This is a genomic window from Pseudomonas sp. CFBP 13602 (assembly GCF_014842725.1).
Taxonomy (GTDB): Bacteria; Pseudomonadota; Gammaproteobacteria; order Pseudomonadales; family Pseudomonadaceae; genus Aquipseudomonas; species Aquipseudomonas baltica.
In genome coordinates, this window is the sequence record NZ_JACYVT010000002.1 from 534159 (window position 1) to 552311 (window position 18153).

Sequence of the window (18153 nt, forward strand, 5' to 3'; positions counted from 1 at the left end):
AATCAGGCATCCAATAGCGCGTGGGCAATGCCTTGCAGTTTACGGGTGAGCGGTCCCGGCGACCACCTCAGCGACGTGAAAGCGCGCACCGGCCACACGCCGTAGACACTGTTGCAGACGAATACTTCGTCGGCCCGTGCCAGGTCCGCTGGCCACAGGTCACCCACGGACACCTGCAGACCCAGCGTCGCGGCTTGCTCCAGCAGTTCGGCGCGCATCACTCCGGCCACGCCGCAGCGATGCAGCGCGGGCGTGTGCAACACCCCGTCGACCACCAGGAACAGATTGCTGTAGACCCCTTCGACGAGGCGCCCGGACACGTCCAGCATCAAACCTTCGGCAAAAGCCGGGTCGCTCCATTCGGCGCGGGCCAGTACCTGCTCCAGGCGATTGAGGTGCTTGAGTCCGGCCAGCAAGGGTTGCTCGGCGAGCCGCGTGCTGCACGGGTAGAGTTCCACACCCTGCGCGCGGTGCGTCTGCGGATAGGCAGGGCTGGGAGAACCTTGCAGAATGCGCCGCGCCGCGGCCTGCGGATCAGCGGCATAACCGCGCGCACTGTCACCGCGAGTGACGATCAACTTGAGCACGCCCTGACCCAGTGCCGCCGCATAGCGCACGACCTCGTCGCGCAACACCGCCAGTTCGGCTACGATCGCCAGACGCTGGCAGCCCAGCGCAACGCGCGTCAGGTGACGGTCCAGCAGCACCGCGTGGCCATTGCGTACGGCAATGGTTTCGAACACACCATCACCGTAGGCCAGGCCCCGACTCTTCAGGCCCAGCGCATCGCCTGGCTGCCCGTCGAGCCAGGCCTGCATCAACCGGGAAAGCGCCGGAACACCAGGGAACCGTTGGTTCCACCGAAACCGAACGAGTTGCTCAGCACCACGTCGATCGGCATGCTGCGCGCGGTGTGCGGCACGAAGTCCAGGTCGCAGCCCTCGTCCGGCTCGTCCAGGTTGATGGTCGGCGGCGCCATCTGGCTGTTGATGGCCAGCACACTGAAGATGGCTTCGACGGCACCGGCGGCACCCAGCAGGTGACCGGTCATCGACTTGGTCGAGCTTACCGCCAGCTTGTAAGCATGGTCGCCGAACACGGTCTTGATGGCGCTGACTTCGGCCAGATCGCCCGCCGAGGTCGAGGTGCCATGGGCATTGATGTACTGCACCTGGTCGGGCGTGATGCCGGCATCGCGCAGCGCATTGGTCATGCAGCGTGCCGCACCGGCGCCATCTTCAGGCGGCGAAGTCATGTGGAACGCATCGCCGCTGGTGCCGAAACCGATCAGCTCGGCATAGATGGTCGCACCACGCGCCTGGGCGTGCTCGAGTTCTTCGAGCACCAGCGCGCCTGCGCCATCGGACAGGACGAAACCGTCGCGGCCCTTGTCCCACGGACGGCTGGCCCGGGTCGGCTCGTCATTGCGCGTGGACAAGGCACGCGCCGCGCCGAAGCCGCCCATGCCCAGCCCGCAGGCGGCCATTTCCGCACCACCGGCGATCATCACGTCAGCCTCGCCATAGACAATGTTGCGCGCGGCCATGCCAATGCAATGGGTGCCGGTGGTGCAGGCGGTGGCGATTGCGTAGTTGGGCCCCTGCGCACCGAGGTGAATCGACAGGAAACCGGAAATCATGTTGATGATGGAGCCAGGCACGAAGAACGGCGATATCCGCCGTGGCCCGCTGTCGTGCAGGATGCGGCAGGTTTCTTCGATATTGGTCAGGCCACCGATGCCCGAGCCCATGGCCACGCCGATACGCTCGCGATTGGCATCGGTGACTTCAAGGCCCGCGTTGCGTACTGCCTGGAAACCCGCGGCCAGGCCATACTGAATGAACAAGTCGAGCTTGCGTGCCTCCTTGACCGAGAGGTATTGCTCGACATCGAACCCCTTCACCGAGCCGCCGAAACGGGTCGAATAGGCCGACAGATCCGTATGTTCGATGGGACCTATGCCACTGCGGCCGGCCAGGATGCCCTGCCAGCTGCTCGGCACGTCGGTGCCCAGCGGTGACAGCATGCCCATACCTGTGACCACGACGCGTCTACGCGACACAGCACTCTCCTTATTCTGGAAACATCACCGCGCGGCCGTCTAAAGAAAAAACCGCACGCCAACGAAGGCAGTGCGGTTTTCCATGACAAGCAACGGCGATTACAAAACGTTACGCCTGGTGGGCGGTGACGTAATCGATGGCAGCTTGAACAGTGGTGATTTTCTCGGCTTCTTCGTCAGGAATCTCGGTTTCGAATTCCTCTTCCAGAGCCATCACCAGCTCAACGGTGTCCAGGGAATCGGCACCCAGATCTTCAACGAAGGAAGAAGTGTTGTTGACCTCCTCCGCTTTGACGCCCAGTTGCTCGGCGACGATCTTCTTGACGCGTTCTTCGATGGTGCTCATACCTTGTTTTCACTCCTAATGGACATATGTCAGGCGGCTGGCCGGTACGTAAGTTTATAGAAGAAGCTCGGCTTTTCAAACTGAAAGCGTCACTGCGACCCCACGTAAGCCCGCCACCTAGAATTCGGATGCAGCTTTATAACGGATTTTGGATGCCGGGTAAGACATTTTTTTGAAGCAATCCGTCACATTTTCATTTACATGTACATGCCGCCGTTCACCGGGATTGTAGCCCCTGTGACGTAGGCTGCACCGTCGGAAGCCAGAAAACCGACCACTTTGGCGATTTCGTCGGCCTGACCCAGGCGACCCAGCGGAATCTGGCCCTGCAGCGCTTCGCGCTGTGCTTCGGGCAGTTCGCGGGTCATGTCGGTGTCGATGAAACCGGGCGCCACCGAGTTCACGGTGATTGCGCGCGAGCCGACTTCACGTGCCAGGGCACGACTGAAACCCTCGAGACCGGCCTTGGCCGCGGCGTAGTTTACTTGGCCGACGTTGCCCATTGCACCTACAACCGAACCAATGCTGATGATCCGGCCCCATCGCGCTTTGGTCATGCCACGCAATACGGCCTTGGACAGGCGGAACAGGCTGTTGAGGTTGGTATCGACCACATCGTGCCATTCGTCGTCTTTCATGCGCAGCATCAGGTTGTCGCGGGTGATGCCGGCGTTGTTGACCAGAATCGCCGGGGCGCCGAACTGCTCCTGGATCTTGGCCAGGGTGGCAGCCACCGACTCGTCACTGCACACGTTCAGCTCCAGGCCGGTGCCTTCGATGCCGTGCTCCTTGAGCGTGGCAGCAATGCGTGCGGCGCCGCTTTCGGAGGTAGCGGTGCCGATGACGGTGGCGCCCATGCGACCCAGTTCCAGGGCAATCGCCTGGCCAATGCCACGGCTTGCGCCAGTGACCAGTGCAACTTTACCTTGCAGGCTCATGCAAGTTCTCCTTGATCAGGCTTGCGCCGCGCGGGTGGCGGCGAAGGCTTCGGGGGTGTTCAGGTTGTCGGTGCTCACGCCCTCGGCGCAGCGCTTGTTGAGGCCGGCCAGGACCTTGCCCGGTCCGCATTCCACGAGACGCGGTGCGCCCTGGGCGGCCAGGTATTGCACGGTTTCAACCCAGCGCACCGGCTTGTACAACTGCTCGAGCAGGTCGCGCTTGAGGGTGTCGAGATCGGCCGGCACAGCGGCGCTGACATTCTGCACGACCGGAATTTGCGGCGACTGCCAGTCGATGGCATTGACCGACTCGGCGAAACGCTCGGCAGCCGGTTTCATCAAGGCACAGTGCGACGGCACGCTGACCGGCAACGGCATGGCGCGCTTGGCGCCCTTGGCCTTGCACAGTTCGATGGCACGGGCAACGGCTTGCGCCGAACCGGCAATCACCACCTGGCCCGGAGAGTTGAAATTGACCGCGCTGACCACGTCGCCCTGGGCCGCTTCGGCGCAGGCTGCCAGCACATCGGCGTCTTCCAGGCCAAGAATGGCCGCCATGGCCCCCTGCCCGGCGGGAACCGCTTCCTGCATCAACTGGCCGCGACGCTCCACCAGCTTGACCGCATCGGCCAGTGACAGGCAGCCTGCGGCCACCAGCGCACTGTATTCGCCCAGGCTGTGGCCGGCGACATAGGCCGGACGCTCGCCGCCCTCGGCCAACCACAGGCGCCAAAGCGCGATGGAAGCGGCAAGAATGGCGGGTTGCGTCTTGTCGGTCTGGTTGAGGCTTTCGACCGGGCCCTGTTGAACCAGCGCCCAGAGGTCATAGCCCAAGGCGTCGGACGCCTCCTTGAAGGTGTCCATGACCAAGGGGTACTGCGCACCCAGCTCGGCCAGCATGCCGAGCGACTGGGAGCCTTGCCCCGGGAAAACGAATGCGAGGGATGCAGACATTGAACAAGCCCTTGTATGATCTTGTTGCCAGAAAATTCGACGCCGGAAGCGTGTCCGGCGCACTGAACTGACAGTTGGATAACGTACACCTGCCAGTGGTCACATTTAAGCACCTCTGGCCGCGCACGCCTAAAGCAGCCTCTGCGCCAGCTGCCCATGCAGGCGTCGCGGCAGGTTTTCGCGAATCTCGTCGCGCGCCCGGTCTATCGCACACTGCAGCCCTTCCACGCCAGCGGCGCCATGGCTCTTGACCACGATGCCCTGCAGGCCGAGCAGACTTGCGCCGTTGTAGCGCGCAGGCGCCAGGTCGGCCTGCAGTCGCTTGAGCAACGGCAGGGCCAGCACGCCCGCGGCGCGCGCCATCAGGCTGCTGCGAAACAGCGCCTGCACGCGCTCGGCGAACATGCCGGCCAGGCCTTCGTTGGATTTGAGCAGGATATTGCCGACGAAGCCGTCGCACACCACCACATCGGCCTCGCCTCGAAACACGCCGTCGCCTTCGATGTAGCCGGTATAGTTCAGGCCCTGCGCCTTGCGCAACAGACTGGCGGCAAGCTTGACCTGCTGGTTGCCCTTGATGTCCTCGGTGCCCACGTTGAGCAGCGCAACCCGCGGCCGCTCGACGCCCAGTGCCTGGGCCGCGACCGAGCCCATCACGGCGAACTGATACAGGTGCTCGGCACTGCAGTCGACATTGGCGCCCAGGTCCAGCAGCTGGCAGTACCCTCCCCGTGTCGGGATCGCGGCCATCATGGCCGGGCGGTCGATGCCCGGCAGGGTCTTCAGCAAGTGCCTGGACAAGGCCATCAGAGCCCCGGTGTTGCCGGCGCTGACCACCGCCTGAACCTGCTCGTCACGCAGCAGCTCGAGCGCCACACGCATCGACGAATCCGGCTTGCCGCGCAACGCCTGGGACGGGCGCTCGTCCATGCCGACCACTTCACCGGCGGCAGCGATGTGCAGGCGTGAGCGATCCATTGCCGGCTGGCTGGCAATCAGTTCTTCGAGGAGTTGAGGGTGACCGACGAGGGTCAGGTGCAGCGAGGGCGTAGCTGACAGGCAGGCAAGGCTGGCCTGAACAATGCTGCGGGGACCGAAGTCCCCGCCCATTGCATCAATCGCGATGGACTGAGCGGACAAGATTTACTCGTCAGCGCCCTTGTCGATCACTTTACGGCCACGGTATACGCCTTCTGGCGATACGTGGTGACGCAGGTGCACTTCACCGGTGGTCTTTTCGACCGACAGGGTGCTTGCCTCGAGTGCGTCGTGCGAACGGCGCATGTCACGGGCAGAGCGGGATTTTTTGTTCTGCTGAACAGCCATAATTGATTAACTCCTAAACGTTTGGGTCACGCTTTAACTGCGCCAATACACTGAACGGGTTGGACCGCGTTACCTCGTCCTCGCTCGGATCGGGATCATCTGCTCCCGCCGGCTGCTGGCATTCTTCCGGATGATGAGCAGGCACGATAGGCAAGGCGAGCAACAGCTCCTCCTCGACCAGCGCCTGCAGATCCAATGGATCTTCGCCCAGTTCCAGCACGTCATAACCTTTCGGTAACGACTGGGTGTTCGCACCCTCCTTCACCACGGCATAACTGCATTCGCTGTGGATCGGCAGGGTTACCAGCTCAAGACAACGCTGGCAAACCATCTTGACTTCGACGTCCAGGCAGCTGTGGATGACCACGGCCTTGCGTTCGTCTCGCTCGAAAATGAATTTGGCCTGCACCGTACCGACGGTGTCGGAAAGCGGGTCGCAGAGTCTCTCCAAATCGGCCAAGAGCAGCGAACCTTCTAGGGTTACGCCACGATCTGCCAATTTGCGCGGGTCAACGTGAGGTGGAATCGGGTCATTCAACATAGGCGCAGCATTCTAGGGACGACCCCCTCACCTGTCAAAGGAAATTCAGGCCCAAGTGCATGATAGAGTGGCCGTTCATCCACAGGAGCCTGCCATGCCTGCTTTGCTACTCGCTTCCAGCTCCCCCTACCGCCGCGAACTGCTGGCGCGGCTTCGCCTGCCGTTCACCTGCGCATCGCCCGACATCGACGAAAGTCACCTGCCAGACGAGCCGGCCTGCGCCCTGGTCAAACGCCTCGCCGAGCAGAAAGCCCGGGCGCTGGCCGCGCTGCATCCCGGGCATTTGATCATTGGTTCGGACCAGGTTGCAGTGCTCGCAGACAGGGTTCTGGGCAAGCCTGGCGGCTTCGCACAGGCGCGCGAGCAATTGCTGGCTGCCAGCGGCCGGTCCGTCACGTTTCTGACCGGGCTGGCGCTATTGAATGTCGTAAGCGGCGAGTGCCAGGTCGATGTGGTGCCGTTCACGGTGCACATGCGCCCGCTATCGGCCGCTGCCATCGAACGCTACCTGTTGGCAGAGCAGCCTTATGACTGCGCCGGCAGCTTCAAGGCCGAAGGGCTGGGTGTGACCCTGTTCCAGAGCACCGAAGGTGCGGACGCCACCAGCCTGGTGGGCCTGCCGCTGATTCGCCTGGTGGACATGCTGCTCAAGGAGGGTGTGCAACTGCCTTGAGCCTTGCGGGGGTGATTACTGCCGCTTTCGCGGGCAGAGCCCGCTCCCACAAGCGCAGGAGCGGCCTTCTGTGGGAGCGGGCTCTGCCCGCGAAGAGGCCATCGACAGCGCTGCAACGACTCAGCGCAGGCTCGGCCCCTGGAATCCCATCCACATCGCGATCTGATCGGCAACGCTGGCACCGAACTTCTTCGAGAAGCGGTCGAGCGGCGATTCCTTCACGGTGAAGTCGACCATGTCCTTGGCGCCGATCACGTCGCGGGCAACCATGCTGCTGCTGCCCAGCGCGTCGACCAGACCCAGTTGCAGTGCCTGCTCGCCCGACCAGATCAGCCCGGAAAACAATTCGGGATGCTCTTTGTCTTTGAGTCGGTCACCACGGCCGGCCTTGACGCTGTCGATGAACTGCCGGTGGGTGGTCGCCAGCACGCCCTTCCAGAACTCGGTCTCATCGGCACGCTGCGGCTGGAACGGATCCAGGAATGCCTTGTGCTCGCCCGAGGTATAGGCACGGCGCTCGACGCCCAACTTTTCCATGGTGCCGACGAAGCCGTAGCCGGCCGCCGTCACGCCAATGGAACCGACCAGGCTGGATTTGTCGGCGTAGATCTCATCCGCGGCGCTGGCGATGTAATAGGCCCCGGACGCGCCGAGGTCGGCAATGACCGCGTAAACCTTGATGTCCGGGTGCTCACCGCGCAAGCGACGGATCTCGTCGAAGACGTAGCCGGACTGCACCGGACTGCCGCCAGGGCTGTTGATGCGCAAGATCACGCCCTTGACCTTGGTGTCTTCGAATGCACTGCGCAGGCTGCCGACGATATTGTCCGCGCTCGCGGCTTCCTTGTCGGCAATCACACCGCGCACGTCGATCACTGCGGTGTATCCGGACGCACTGCCGCTCGTGGCCTTTTCCATATCCAGCAGTGGCGAGAACAGGAAGATCGCGCCGAACAGATAGATGAACGTCAGCAGCTTGAAGAAGATGCCCCAGCGGCGAGCGCGGCGCTGTTCCTGCACACTGGCCAGCAGGGTTTTTTCGAGCAGTCGCCAGCTTTTTTCATCACCTATGGGCGCGCTGTCTTCTTCACTGCGTGGAGCTTTCCATTGATCGGACATTCTCTACCTCTTGTTCAGGCTGATACGCGACGACTGTCGAGCCACGCGGGCAATTGGTCGAACGATTCGATGCACACCTGCGGTTCGTATTGGCGCAGCACATGCAGCGGCAGGGCGCCGTAACCGACGGCCACGCTGTGCATGCCGGCATTGCGCGCCATCAATAGATCGAACGAGGCATCGCCGACCATCAGCGAGCGCTCAGGCACCGCCTCGCAGTGGCTCATGATCTGCTCGAGCATCAGAGGATGGGGCTTGCCGCGGGTTTCATCGGCAGCACGGGTGATGTCGAAAAAGTCTTCCCAGCCATGCGCCTTGAGCACTCTATCCAGCCCGCGCCGCGCCTTGCCGGTTGCCACGGCCAGGCGATAGCCCTGCTCGCGAAACCCGAGCAAGGCTTCGCGTACACCGGGAAACAGCGCAGACGGCGTGGCGTCGAGGGCCATGTAGGCATCGGCGTAATGCGCGCGCATGGCCAACACCTGCGCTTCGTCGAGCTGGGGATACAGCACGCCGATGGCTTCGGACAGGGCCAGGCCGATGATACCCTTGACCGCTTCGTCACTGCACGGCGGGTAGCCGGACAGTGCCGCGGCGGCGTGCATGGCCTCGACGATCCGGCCTATGGAGTCGCACAGGGTGCCGTCCCAATCGAAGATCAACAGCGAGTAATCAGCTTGCACTCAGGCGCTCCACGGTCCGGGCCCAGACTTCGTCGACCGGCGCCTCGACTTTCAACTCACCGCCATCGGGCAGCGGCACCGTCAAGGCATAGGCGTGCAGGAACAGACGCTTGCCACCCAGCTCGCGAATCTCCTTGGAGAAGTTTTCGTCGCCGTACTTGGTGTCGCCGGCAATCTCGTGCCCGGCATGCAGGGCGTGTACGCGGATCTGATGGGTGCGCCCGGTGATCGGGCGCGCCTCGACGATGGTCGCGAAGTCGCCGAAGCGGCGCAGCACCTTGAACAGGGTCAGCGCTTCCTTGCCTTCTTCGTTGATCTCGACCATGCGCTCGCCCGAACGCAGGTTGCTCTTGAGCAGGGGCGCATTGACCTGCTTCTTGGCGGTCGCCCAATGCCCACGCACCAACGCCATGTAGCGCTTGTCGACACCGTCGCCACGCAGCGCCGCGTGCAGGTGGCGCAGCATGGAGCGTTTCTTGGCGATCATCAGCAGCCCGGACGTGTCGCGATCCAGGCGATGCACCAGTTCGAGCTCCTTGGTGTCAGGGCGCAACTGGCGAAACGCTTCGATCACGCCGAAGCTCAGGCCGCTGCCGCCATGCACGGCAATGCCTGCCGGCTTGTTCAGCACGATCAAGGCCTTGTCTTCGTAGACAATGGCATCTTCGAGCCGCTGCAGCAGCCCTTGCGCAACCGGCACGGGCGCGTCGCGCTCGGGCAGGCGCACCGGCGGCACGCGTACGATGTCGCCGGCCTGCAGCTTGTATTCCGGCTTGATGCGCCCCTTGTTCACCCGCACTTCGCCCTTGCGCAGGATGCGATAGATCAAGGTTTTCGGAACGCCCTTGAGCGCCGTGATGAGAAAGTTGTCTATGCGTTGGCCGGCAAGTTCCGGCGCAACCTCGATCAGCTGAACGCCGGAGGTTGGGGGAGTAGTAGTCGTCATGGCCGCGATCATAACAATTTTTTATGGATTTGAAGCACTTAATGATTGCTGCTATAGTCGCGAACGCCGCCATAAGCGGCTGGGCAGCGGACAAGCGGTTATGAACCGGCCCTGACCAACGCAATTCTCGAGGACGCGAGGCCGTCCTACGGGGCTTTTGCCAGTTACGGAGTGTTTGAGGGCAACGCCGCGCAGGTGCGAGAAAACCGATGAAAGCCCAGGAACCCCGGCATACCGGACACCTTCCTGCCTTTTGTTCGACGCCACTTACGCTTTGCAGTCGTCCTTACCCAGTTCAGGTACAAGCTTCGGAAACCCAATGCCTTAGTCATACAGGGCGAACTTTACGAATTGAAGTTCGCGATATTGCCAACCCGTTGCGGATTCAGCGCGCGGCAGCACCCGAATTATCAGGGATACGTGTAGGGTGGAGATGCACAACCGTCGGACCGTGTAGTACCGCGTCACGGCAGGAAGCAGCCTCAGGCACTTCTGCCATGCCGGTCTTGAACAAGACGCTCAAGGGCGTCCACGCCAGACGATTGATTCCTCCTCCTGACTGAGTGCTTTTGACACCACAGCAAGCAGGACGCGTCGTCGCGGTTCCGCCCCTGTTGGGCAGAAATCGCTGGACACTGCAGTGGCCTAGGCCCTGTTGACGCACCTGACACCGACCGTGAGAAGTCGTGTGTGCCGAACGCCGTTTCCGGCAGCCCGGAAACCGACGGTACTACATGAAAAGAATGCTGATCAACGCAACTCAACCCGAAGAGTTGCGTGTTGCCCTTGTAGACGGCCAGCGCCTCTACGACCTGGACATCGAGTCAGGCGCCCGCGAGCAGAAGAAGGCCAACATCTATAAAGGCCGCATCACTCGCATCGAACCCAGCCTTGAAGCCGCCTTCGTCGACTTCGGCTCGGAACGCCACGGCTTCCTGCCCCTCAAGGAAATCTCCCGCGAGTACTTCAAGAAAAACCCCGAAGGCCGCGTCAACATCAAGGAAGTCCTGAGCGAAGGCCAGGAAGTCATCGTCCAGGTCGAGAAGGAAGAGCGCGGCAACAAGGGCGCTGCCCTGACCACGTTCATCAGCCTTGCCGGTCGCTACCTGGTACTGATGCCCAACAATCCGCGCGCCGGTGGCATTTCCCGTCGCATCGAGGGTGAAGAGCGCAACGAACTGCGCGAAGCACTCAATGGCCTGGTCGCTCCTGCCGACATGGGCCTGATCGTTCGCACGGCCGGCCTTGGCCGCAGCAGCGAAGAGATGCAGTGGGACCTGGACTACCTGCTGCAGCTGTGGACCGCGATCAAGGAAGCCTCGCTGGACCGCTCCGCACCTTTCCTGATCTACCAGGAAAGCAACGTCATCATCCGCGCGATCCGCGACTACCTGCGCCAGGACATCGGCGAAGTGCTGATCGACAGCGTCGAAGCCCAGGACGAAGCCCTGACCTTCATCCGCCAGGTGATGCCGCAGTACGCCAGCAAGATCAAGCTGTACGAAGACAGCGTGCCGCTGTTCAACCGTTTCCAGATCGAGAGCCAGATCGAAACCGCTTTCCAGCGTGTGGTCGAGTTGCCTTCCGGCGGTTCGATCGTCATCGATCCGACCGAGGCACTGGTGTCCATCGACATCAACTCGGCGCGCGCCACCAAAGGCAGCGACATCGAAGAAACGGCCCTGCAGACCAACCTCGAAGCCGCTGAAGAGATCGCTCGCCAGTTGCGCCTGCGCGACATCGGCGGCCTGATCGTCATCGACTTCATCGACATGACGCCGGCCAAGAACCAGCGCGCCGTGGAAGACAAGGTCCGCGAGTCGCTGGAAGCTGACCGCGCTCGTGTACAAGTGGGCCGCATTTCCCGCTTCGGCCTGCTGGAAATGTCCCGTCAGCGCCTGCGTCCCTCGCTGGGCGAGAGCAGCGGCATCGTCTGCCCGCGCTGCAGCGGCACCGGCATCATTCGCGACGTCGAATCGCTGTCGCTGGCCATCCTGCGCCTGATCGAAGAAGAAGCCCTGAAGGACCGCACTGCCGAAGTCCGCGCCCAGGTGCCGATTCCGGTCGCAGCGTTCCTGCTCAACGAAAAACGCAACTCCATCACCAAGATCGAACTGCGCACTCGTGCGCGCATCGTGATCCTGCCGAACGATCACCTGGAAACGCCGCACTTCGAAGTTCAGCGTCTGCGTGACGACAGCCCGGAAGCGCAGAACAGCCAATCCAGCTACGAAATCGCCGCTGCCGAAGTGGAAGAAGTGCTGCCGGTTGCCGCCACGCGCACCCTGGTCCGCCAGGAAGCCGCAGTGAAAACCGCGCCGACCCGCGCCGCCGCGCCGGTCGTAGCCGAAGAAGCTGCCCCCGTGGCTGCGGCAGCGCCTGCCCCCACTCCTGCTCCGCAGATCGCCGAACCCAGCCTGTTCAAGGGCTTGGTCAAGTCGCTGGTAAGCCTCTTCGCCACCAAGGAAGCGCCTGCTGCACCTGTGGTCGTCGAGAAACCCGCTGCCACCACCACCGAGCGCCCGGCGCGCGAAGAGCGTCGCAACGGTCGCCAGCAGAGCCGCAACCGCAGCAGCGGTCGCCGCGACGAAGAACGCAAGCCACGCGAGGATCGCGCACCGCGTGAAGATCGCGCTGCCCGTGAAGACGCACCTGCCGCCCGTGAAGAGCGCCCTGCCCGCGCACCGCGTGAGGAACGCCAGCCGCGCGCACCACGTGAAGACCGTCGCCCACGCAATGGTGGCGACGACGCTCCACGCGTCCGTGAACTGCGTGAGCCGCTGGACGCTCCAGCCGCACGCGAAGAACGCCCGGCCCGCGAAGAGCGCGCGCCACGTGAAGAACGTGTCGTCCGCGAGGAACGTGCTCCGCGCGAAGAACGTGCGCCCCGCGAAGAGCGTCCGGCCCGCGAAGAACGTGCACCGCGCGAAGAGCGTCCGGCCCGTGAAGAACGCCAGCCCCGCGCTGCGCGCGAGGAGCGTGTCGATCATCCGGAAAACCCGGCGGAGACCGAAGTCGACAATGCCGAAGAGGCACTGACCAACGAGGAACTGCTGCAGGACGACAACCAGGACAGCAACGACGGCGATCGTCCGCGTCGCCGCTCCCGTGGTCAGCGTCGTCGCAGCAACCGCCGCGAACGTCAACGCGATGCCAACGGCGACGTGATCGAGGGCTCGGAAGAGTCGAACGAATCGACCATCGAAGGCGAGTCGAACGGTGCAGCCCTGGCCGCCGGCGTTGCCGTCACCGCAGCGGTTGCGGAAAGCGCCATCAGTGCTTCCGCCGAAGCCCAGGCCCACGAGCAGGCCGAACAGGCCAATCGCAGCGTGCAGCCTGCCACCGGCGAAGGCACCGCCGTCGAAAGCGAAAGCCTGGCTGCACCGGAGATCGTCGCCACCGCGCCGACCGCCGAAGCGGCTGTTGAAGTGCCGGTAGACACTGCAGCAATTGCTCCGGCCCAGGCCCACAGCGAGCCCGAAGTCGAACGGCCTGCCACGGTCTCGGCGCCCGACAGCTGGGCTGCGCCTGCCAACGAAAGCGCCGCACCGGTAGTCGAGCAGCAGCCCGTCACCGAAGCAGCCAAGCCTGCCGAGGCCGTCGAAGCCGTCGAGCCTGCGCAGGAGTACGTCGCTGAGCCGGTGGAACTAACGCCTCCGTTCGACGCCACGCCAACGCCGGTCAGCCAACCTGGCGCCGACGTCGAAGTGGACGCACCGGTGGTGGTCGATCCTGCACAGGTCAGCGAGCCGACGCCTCAGCCTCGCGCTGCCGAGCCTGCCGCAGACGCACCGTGGTTGCCTGCCGAGCCTGCCTTGCACCACATCAGCGAACCGGCTGGCGCGGAACCAGTAGCCGCCGAGCCTGTAGTGGTCGAACCGGCTGCTGTCCTGCCGGTCGTCGAGCCGGTGCAGGCGAGCGAGCCTGCAACAGTCGTGGAGCCCGAGCCTGCTCAGGAAGTCGAACCGGCGCCGGCCCTGCCAAGCAATGGTCGTGCACCCAACGACCCACGTGAAGTGCGTCGTCGCAAGCGCGAAGCCGAGGAAGCGGCGAAAGTCGCTGCCTCGAAGCCCGACACTGAGGTATCCAGCGCCGCTGTCGCGCAAGATACCCAGGACGAGCCCAAGCCACTGGTGTAATCAGCCCGTGTGAATCAGCCCCCGTCGTGCAAGCGCCGGGGGCTTTTTCTTGCCGTTGGTGCAGGAATTCGGCCTGATTCGAACCTTAACGCATTTTAAGCGTTGACAGCCTTTCAACTATCTGTAGAATGCGCCTCCACAGACGCGGGATGGAGCAGTCTGGTAGCTCGTCGGGCTCATAACCCGAAGGTCGTCGGTTCAAATCCGGCTCCCGCAACCAAACATCGGAAGGGCCACTCTATAAACGGGTGGCCTTTTTCGTATGCGCTCGATAAAGCCCTCCGCCACGGCAACACGCCCTGCACACCTGCAATGTGAAAGTTGCTTTACAGTTCGCCACGCGTCGGTCACCGGTCGTGCGCAGGCGCTAGAATGGCGCGAATTATTTTTTCCACAGGGATTGGTACTTTGACGGGATCCCGGCATCCTGTTGCGCACAATCCAAGAGGTGATTGATGCGCTCTGACTTGCCCGATTCAACCGCTGTGGAACTCCCCCCCGCCGCTGCCGCTGCCAGTCCGATCAAGCCTGCGCGTGCCCGCTGGCTCGATCTGCTGAGCCGCTACCGGCAACCGGTGGGGCTGGCCGTTACCTTGTTGCTGTTCGCCATCGCGCTATTGGCCTGTCGGCACCTGCTCAGCGAGCTGGACATCTACGCCTTGCACGACTCGGTCCTGGCCACTCCGCCTGCCGCTTTGGGCGGGGCGCTGCTGGCCATGGTCTGCGGGTTCATCATCCTGCTGGGCTACGAATGGTCGGCCAGCCGCTATGCCAACGTCACCCTCCCCGCACGCACCCTGGCCCTGGGGGGGTTCACCTCGTTCGCCATCGGCAATGCCATTGGCCTGTCGATGCTGTCCGGCGGTTCGGTGCGTTATCGGCTGTACTCGCGATTGGGCGTGGGCGCCGGCGAAGTTGCGCGCATGACCCTGTTCGCCAGCCTTTCGCTGGGTTGCGCCCTGCCGCCGCTCGCTGCGGTGGCCACCCTCAGCAGCCTGCCCGCCGCTTCCATGGCCCTGGGGCTGTCACAGGGGCTGCTGGGGATGATTGCCGCAGTCGTGCTGGTACTGACCGCGCTGCTGGTACTGGGCGTCTATCGACGGCGCCTGGCCGAGCAGCCGCTGCCTCACAATCTGTTGGTGCGAGCGGGAAGTCGCACGCTGCGACTGCCCAGCGCACGCCTGACACTGCTGCAACTGGTCATCACCGCGCTGGACGTGGTGGCCGCAGCCACCGTGCTGTATCTGTTGCTGCCCGAAGCGCCGCCGTTCGGCGCTTTCGTGCTGATCTACCTGCTGGCGCTTGCCGCAGGCGTACTCAGCCACGTGCCTGGCGGAGTCGGCGTGTTCGAAGCGATCCTGCTGGCGGCGTTCGCCGATACCCTGGGCGCCGCGCCGCTCGCCGCGGCCCTGCTGCTGTACCGCCTGATCTATGTGGTGTTGCCGATGCTGGTGGCGTGCGTGGTGCTGCTGGCCAACGAAGCACGCCGCCTGTTTTTCGCTCAGCAGGCGATTCGCGTGGCTTCCGGGCTGGCCGCGCCGATATTGGCGGTGCTGGTGTTCCTCTCCGGCGTGGTGCTGCTGTTTTCCGGTGCCACGCCTGAGATCGACACCCGCCTGCAGGACCTGGGCTTCCTCATTCCCCATCGCCTCATCGACGCCTCGCACCTGGGCGCAAGCCTGGTGGGCGTGCTGTGCCTGCTGCTGGCCCAAGGGTTGCGCCGACGCCTGTCGGCGGCCTGGGTATTGACCATGGTGCTGCTGCTGGCGGGCGCCGTGCTGTCGCTGCTCAAGGGCTTCGACTGGGAAGAAGCGTCGTTGCTGTGCATGACCGCACTGCTGCTCGCGGTGTTCAAGCGCTCGTTCTACCGACCCAGTCGCCTGCTGGAGGTGCCGTTTTCGCCGCTGTACCTGATCGCCAGCGTGTGCGTGGTGGGCGCGTCGATCTGGTTGCTGTTCTTCGCCTACCAGGATGTGCCCTACAGCACCAAGCTGTGGTGGCAGTTCGCACTGGATGCCGATGCCCCCCGCGGCCTTCGCTCGGCCCTGGGCAGCGCGGTACTGTTGATCGTGGTCGCCCTGACCTGGCTGCTGCGCACCGCACGCCCGGTGATCCACCTGCCCACACCCGATGAACTGCAGCGCGCTGCAACCATCCTCAAGGCGTCGCACCAGCCCGATGGTGGCCTGGCCCTGACCGGCGACAAGGCGTTGCTGTTCCACCCCAAGGACGAGGCGTTTCTGATGTACGCCCGCCGCGGGCGCAGCCTGGTGGCCCTGTACGACCCCATCGGCCCGACCCAGCCGCGTGCCGAAATGATCTGGCAGTTTCGCGACCTGTGCGACTTTCACCACGCCCGCCCGGTGTTCTATCAGGTCAGGGCAGAGAACCTGCCGTTCTACATGGACATTGGCCTGACCGCGATCAAGCTGGGTGAAGAGGCTCGGGTCGACTTGCACGCTTTCGATCTGGAAGCCAAGGGCAAGGAGATGAAGGATCTGCGCTACACCTGGAACCGCGGCGGCCGCGACGGCCTGTCCCTGGAGATCTACGAGCCCGGCCAGGCACCGCTGGACGAGCTCAAGGTCATTTCCGACGCCTGGCTCAGTGGCAAGAACGTGCGCGAGAAGGGGTTTTCGCTGGGCCGCTTCAGCCCGGAATACCTGAACCATTTTCGTATCGCGATCGTCCATTTCGAGGGCAAGCCGGTGGCGTTCGCCAACCTGCTGGAAACCGACAGCAGGGAGCTGGCCAGCCTGGACCTGATGCGCGCGCATCCCCAGGCGCCCAAATTGACCATGGAATTCATGATGGTAGGCTTGATCCAGCACTACAAGAAACACGGTTACGCTCGCTTCAGCCTGGGCATGGTGCCGCTGTCGGGCCTGCAGCCTCGGCGCGGCGCACCCCTGACCCAGCGCCTGGGTTCGATGGTCTTCAACCGTGGCGAGCAGCTGTACAACTTCCAGGGCTTGCGTCGCTTCAAGGACAAGTTCCAGCCGACCTGGGAGCCTCGTTACATGGCCGTGCCGGCAGGCCTTGACCCGCTGGTCGCACTGGCCGATACCGCCGCCCTCATTGCAGGTGGCCTGACAGGATTGGTGAAACGCTGATGATTCGACGTAACTGGCGCAAGTTGTTCGCCTTGATCGTGGTACTGCTACTGGCGGTAGCCGGTTATTACTGGTTGGCCACCCGCCCTGTCCCTGCGGCGCAGCTCAGCGCCCAACGCCTGAACAACGGCAGCGATGCCCGCGAAGTCGTCCCCGGCACTCGGACCAAGTCGCGAGTGGCGATTGCACTGCCTGCTGCCGAAGCCTTGACCGACAAGCAGTTGCTGGACCTGAGCCGGGATGCCTCGGCGCACATCGTCCAGGTGATCCTGCCGGAAACCGACTGCGGCCTGCAGCAGGCCGCCCTGGACGCTGCCATCAAGCGTCTCGACGGCGCACCGGACCTGGTGGCTGGCATAGGTCCGGGTGCGTCGCTGGCCTGGCGCTGGTTGGCCACCCAGGACAATGACAAGGCTCAGGCAGTGTCGGTGGACCTGAGCGTGGAGAAACCGGACGGCTGTCTGCCGGAACTGCCGAAGAAGGCCGAGCATGGCCAGTGGATGGTTGCCTGGAATGACAACCCCGACGATGCCAGTGCAGCGTTCGTGCGTGACCAGCCCAATGCGCAGACTGTCATCAGCGACTACGACGTGAAGCTGCCGCAGGTGCTGAAGAACCAGATCACCGCCATCCTGGTCGGCACCGAGGGCACCCATCTGGCCATCCCGGTAGTCGAAGTGCCCGCCGCGCAGAGCAACGAGACCGTCAGCCTGTTCCTGTCGGGCGACGGCGGCTGGCGCGACCTCGACAAGGCGGTTGCCGGCGACATGGCGACGATGGGCTACCCGACCGTGGGTATCGACACCCTGCGCTACTACTGGGAACACAAGACGCCCGAGCAGAGTGCCGACGACCTGGTCGAGCTGATGCACTTCTACCGGCAGAAGTGGGGCGCAAAACGCTTCGTGCTGACCGGTTATTCGTTCGGTGCCGACGTGCTCCCGGCCATCTATAACCGCCTGCCCGCCGAGGCACAGGACAGCGTCAGCGCTATCATCCTGTTGGCGTTCGCCCGCAGTGGCAGCTTCGAGATCGAAGTCGAGGGTTGGCTCGGCAACGCTGGCAAGGAGGCCCCCACCGGGCCGGAAATGGCCAAGCTGCCGGCCGCCAAGGTTGTTTGCGTGTATGGCGAAGAAGAGGCCGACGAAAGCGGCTGTACCGAGCCGACTGCAGTAGGCGAGAAGCTCAAGCTGCCGGGTGGCCACCATTTCGACGAGAATTACCCGGCGCTGGCCAAGCGCCTGGTGCTGCAGATCGACAAGCGTACCGGCTCGAACTGATCGGGCTGTAAAAGCAAAGCCCCGGACCTGCGC

Annotated in this window: 15 protein-coding genes and 1 tRNA gene; 5 read left to right on the forward strand and 11 right to left on the reverse strand. The window is 63.6% G+C overall.

Annotated elements, in window-relative coordinates:
- Nucleotides 1-2: 2 nt before the first annotated feature.
- The 8 genes from pabC to IFU31_RS05635 form a co-directional block, all read right to left on the reverse strand.
- Nucleotides 3-818, reverse strand: coding sequence for an aminodeoxychorismate lyase (pabC, locus tag IFU31_RS05600; protein WP_192102482.1), 816 nt, complete (start codon nucleotides 816-818; stop codon nucleotides 3-5).
- Complete coding sequence (gene fabF, locus IFU31_RS05605) at nucleotides 818-2062, reverse strand: beta-ketoacyl-ACP synthase II (RefSeq protein WP_122476489.1); 1245 nt, start codon at nucleotides 2060-2062, stop codon at nucleotides 818-820. Before fabF ends, pabC begins: the two co-directional genes overlap by 1 nt.
- A 109-nt stretch (nucleotides 2063-2171) precedes the next feature.
- Nucleotides 2172-2408 carry an acyl carrier protein gene (gene acpP, locus IFU31_RS05610; RefSeq protein WP_043185221.1) on the reverse strand — a complete coding sequence of 79 codons (237 nt, stop codon included), beginning with the start codon at nucleotides 2406-2408 and terminating at the stop codon, nucleotides 2172-2174.
- 197 nt (nucleotides 2409-2605) lie between these two features.
- A complete protein-coding gene (gene fabG / locus IFU31_RS05615) occupies nucleotides 2606-3346 on the reverse strand; it encodes a 3-oxoacyl-ACP reductase FabG (protein WP_122476491.1) in 741 nt (246 codons plus the stop codon).
- A gap of 15 nt (nucleotides 3347-3361) precedes the next feature.
- Entirely contained in the window at nucleotides 3362-4300 is a 939-nt protein-coding gene (gene fabD, locus IFU31_RS05620) for an ACP S-malonyltransferase (RefSeq protein WP_192052824.1), read from the reverse strand.
- 129 nt (nucleotides 4301-4429) lie between these two features.
- Nucleotides 4430-5440, reverse strand: coding sequence for a phosphate acyltransferase PlsX (gene plsX, locus IFU31_RS05625; RefSeq protein ID WP_185794285.1), 1011 nt, complete (start codon nucleotides 5438-5440; stop codon nucleotides 4430-4432).
- Nucleotides 5441-5443: 3 nt separating this feature from the next.
- Nucleotides 5444-5626: a 50S ribosomal protein L32 gene (gene rpmF, locus IFU31_RS05630; RefSeq protein WP_003179396.1), complete on the reverse strand. Its 183-nt coding sequence runs from the start codon at nucleotides 5624-5626 to the stop codon at nucleotides 5444-5446.
- 13 nt (nucleotides 5627-5639) lie between these two features.
- A complete protein-coding gene (locus IFU31_RS05635) occupies nucleotides 5640-6167 on the reverse strand; it encodes a YceD family protein (RefSeq protein ID WP_122476496.1) in 528 nt (175 codons plus the stop codon).
- A gap of 94 nt (nucleotides 6168-6261) precedes the next feature.
- Between IFU31_RS05635 and IFU31_RS05640 the strand changes: the two genes are divergently transcribed.
- Nucleotides 6262-6840, forward strand: a complete 579-nt coding sequence (locus IFU31_RS05640; protein ID WP_192102483.1) for a Maf family protein — start codon at nucleotides 6262-6264, stop codon at nucleotides 6838-6840.
- Between the two features lie 120 nt (nucleotides 6841-6960).
- Here IFU31_RS05640 and IFU31_RS05645 read toward each other — a convergent pair whose 3' ends face one another.
- From IFU31_RS05645 to rluC, 3 genes are read right to left on the reverse strand one after another with little or no spacing between them, the layout of a single operon-like run.
- Entirely contained in the window at nucleotides 6961-7959 is a 999-nt protein-coding gene (locus tag IFU31_RS05645) for a S49 family peptidase (protein ID WP_192102484.1), read from the reverse strand.
- Nucleotides 7960-7973: 14 nt separating this feature from the next.
- Complete coding sequence (locus IFU31_RS05650) at nucleotides 7974-8642, reverse strand: HAD-IIIA family hydrolase (RefSeq protein ID WP_192052822.1); 669 nt, start codon at nucleotides 8640-8642, stop codon at nucleotides 7974-7976.
- A complete protein-coding gene (gene rluC, locus IFU31_RS05655) occupies nucleotides 8632-9588 on the reverse strand; it encodes a 23S rRNA pseudouridine(955/2504/2580) synthase RluC (protein ID WP_122476782.1) in 957 nt (318 codons plus the stop codon). Before rluC ends, IFU31_RS05650 begins: the two co-directional genes overlap by 11 nt.
- 734 nt (nucleotides 9589-10322) lie before the next feature.
- On the opposite strand from rluC, the gene rne reads away from it, so the two are divergent.
- From rne to IFU31_RS05675, 4 genes are all read left to right on the forward strand, one after another.
- Complete coding sequence (gene rne / locus IFU31_RS05660; RefSeq protein WP_446730965.1) at nucleotides 10323-13727, forward strand: ribonuclease E; 3405 nt, start codon at nucleotides 10323-10325, stop codon at nucleotides 13725-13727.
- Nucleotides 13728-13870: 143 nt separating this feature from the next.
- Nucleotides 13871-13947: transfer RNA gene (locus IFU31_RS05665), tRNA-Met, on the forward strand.
- A 235-nt stretch (nucleotides 13948-14182) separates the two neighbouring features.
- Nucleotides 14183-16840 carry a bifunctional lysylphosphatidylglycerol flippase/synthetase MprF gene (mprF, locus tag IFU31_RS05670; RefSeq protein ID WP_192052820.1) on the forward strand — a complete coding sequence of 886 codons (2658 nt, stop codon included), beginning with the start codon at nucleotides 14183-14185 and terminating at the stop codon, nucleotides 16838-16840.
- Nucleotides 16840-18120: a virulence factor family protein gene (locus IFU31_RS05675; protein ID WP_192052818.1), complete on the forward strand. Its 1281-nt coding sequence runs from the start codon at nucleotides 16840-16842 to the stop codon at nucleotides 18118-18120. Before mprF ends, IFU31_RS05675 begins: the two co-directional genes overlap by 1 nt.
- Nucleotides 18121-18153 lie beyond the last annotated feature (33 nt).

What these genes read in the sequence shown, in the direction of transcription:
- pabC (WP_192102482.1), bottom strand. Translation starts at nt 818, where the DNA reads ATGCAGGCCTGGCTCGACGGGCAGCCAGGCGATGCGCTGGGCCTGAAG.
- acpP (WP_043185221.1), bottom strand. Translation starts at nt 2,408, where the DNA reads ATGAGCACCATCGAAGAACGCGTCAAGAAGATCGTCGCCGAGCAACTG.
- fabG (WP_122476491.1), bottom strand. Translation starts at nt 3,346, where the DNA reads ATGAGCCTGCAAGGTAAAGTTGCACTGGTCACTGGCGCAAGCCGTGGC.
- fabD (WP_192052824.1), bottom strand. Translation starts at nt 4,300, where the DNA reads ATGTCTGCATCCCTCGCATTCGTTTTCCCGGGGCAAGGCTCCCAGTCG.
- rpmF (WP_003179396.1), bottom strand. Translation starts at nt 5,626, where the DNA reads ATGGCTGTTCAGCAGAACAAAAAATCCCGCTCTGCCCGTGACATGCGC.
- IFU31_RS05635 (WP_122476496.1), bottom strand. Translation starts at nt 6,167, where the DNA reads ATGTTGAATGACCCGATTCCACCTCACGTTGACCCGCGCAAATTGGCA.
- IFU31_RS05640 (WP_192102483.1), top strand. Translation starts at nt 6,262, where the DNA reads ATGCCTGCTTTGCTACTCGCTTCCAGCTCCCCCTACCGCCGCGAACTG.
- IFU31_RS05645 (WP_192102484.1), bottom strand. Translation starts at nt 7,959, where the DNA reads ATGTCCGATCAATGGAAAGCTCCACGCAGTGAAGAAGACAGCGCGCCC.
- rluC (WP_122476782.1), bottom strand. Translation starts at nt 9,588, where the DNA reads ATGACGACTACTACTCCCCCAACCTCCGGCGTTCAGCTGATCGAGGTT.
- rne (WP_446730965.1), top strand. Translation starts at nt 10,323, where the DNA reads ATGAAAAGAATGCTGATCAACGCAACTCAACCCGAAGAGTTGCGTGTT.
- mprF (WP_192052820.1), top strand. Translation starts at nt 14,183, where the DNA reads ATGCGCTCTGACTTGCCCGATTCAACCGCTGTGGAACTCCCCCCCGCC.
- IFU31_RS05675 (WP_192052818.1), top strand. Translation starts at nt 16,840, where the DNA reads ATGATTCGACGTAACTGGCGCAAGTTGTTCGCCTTGATCGTGGTACTG.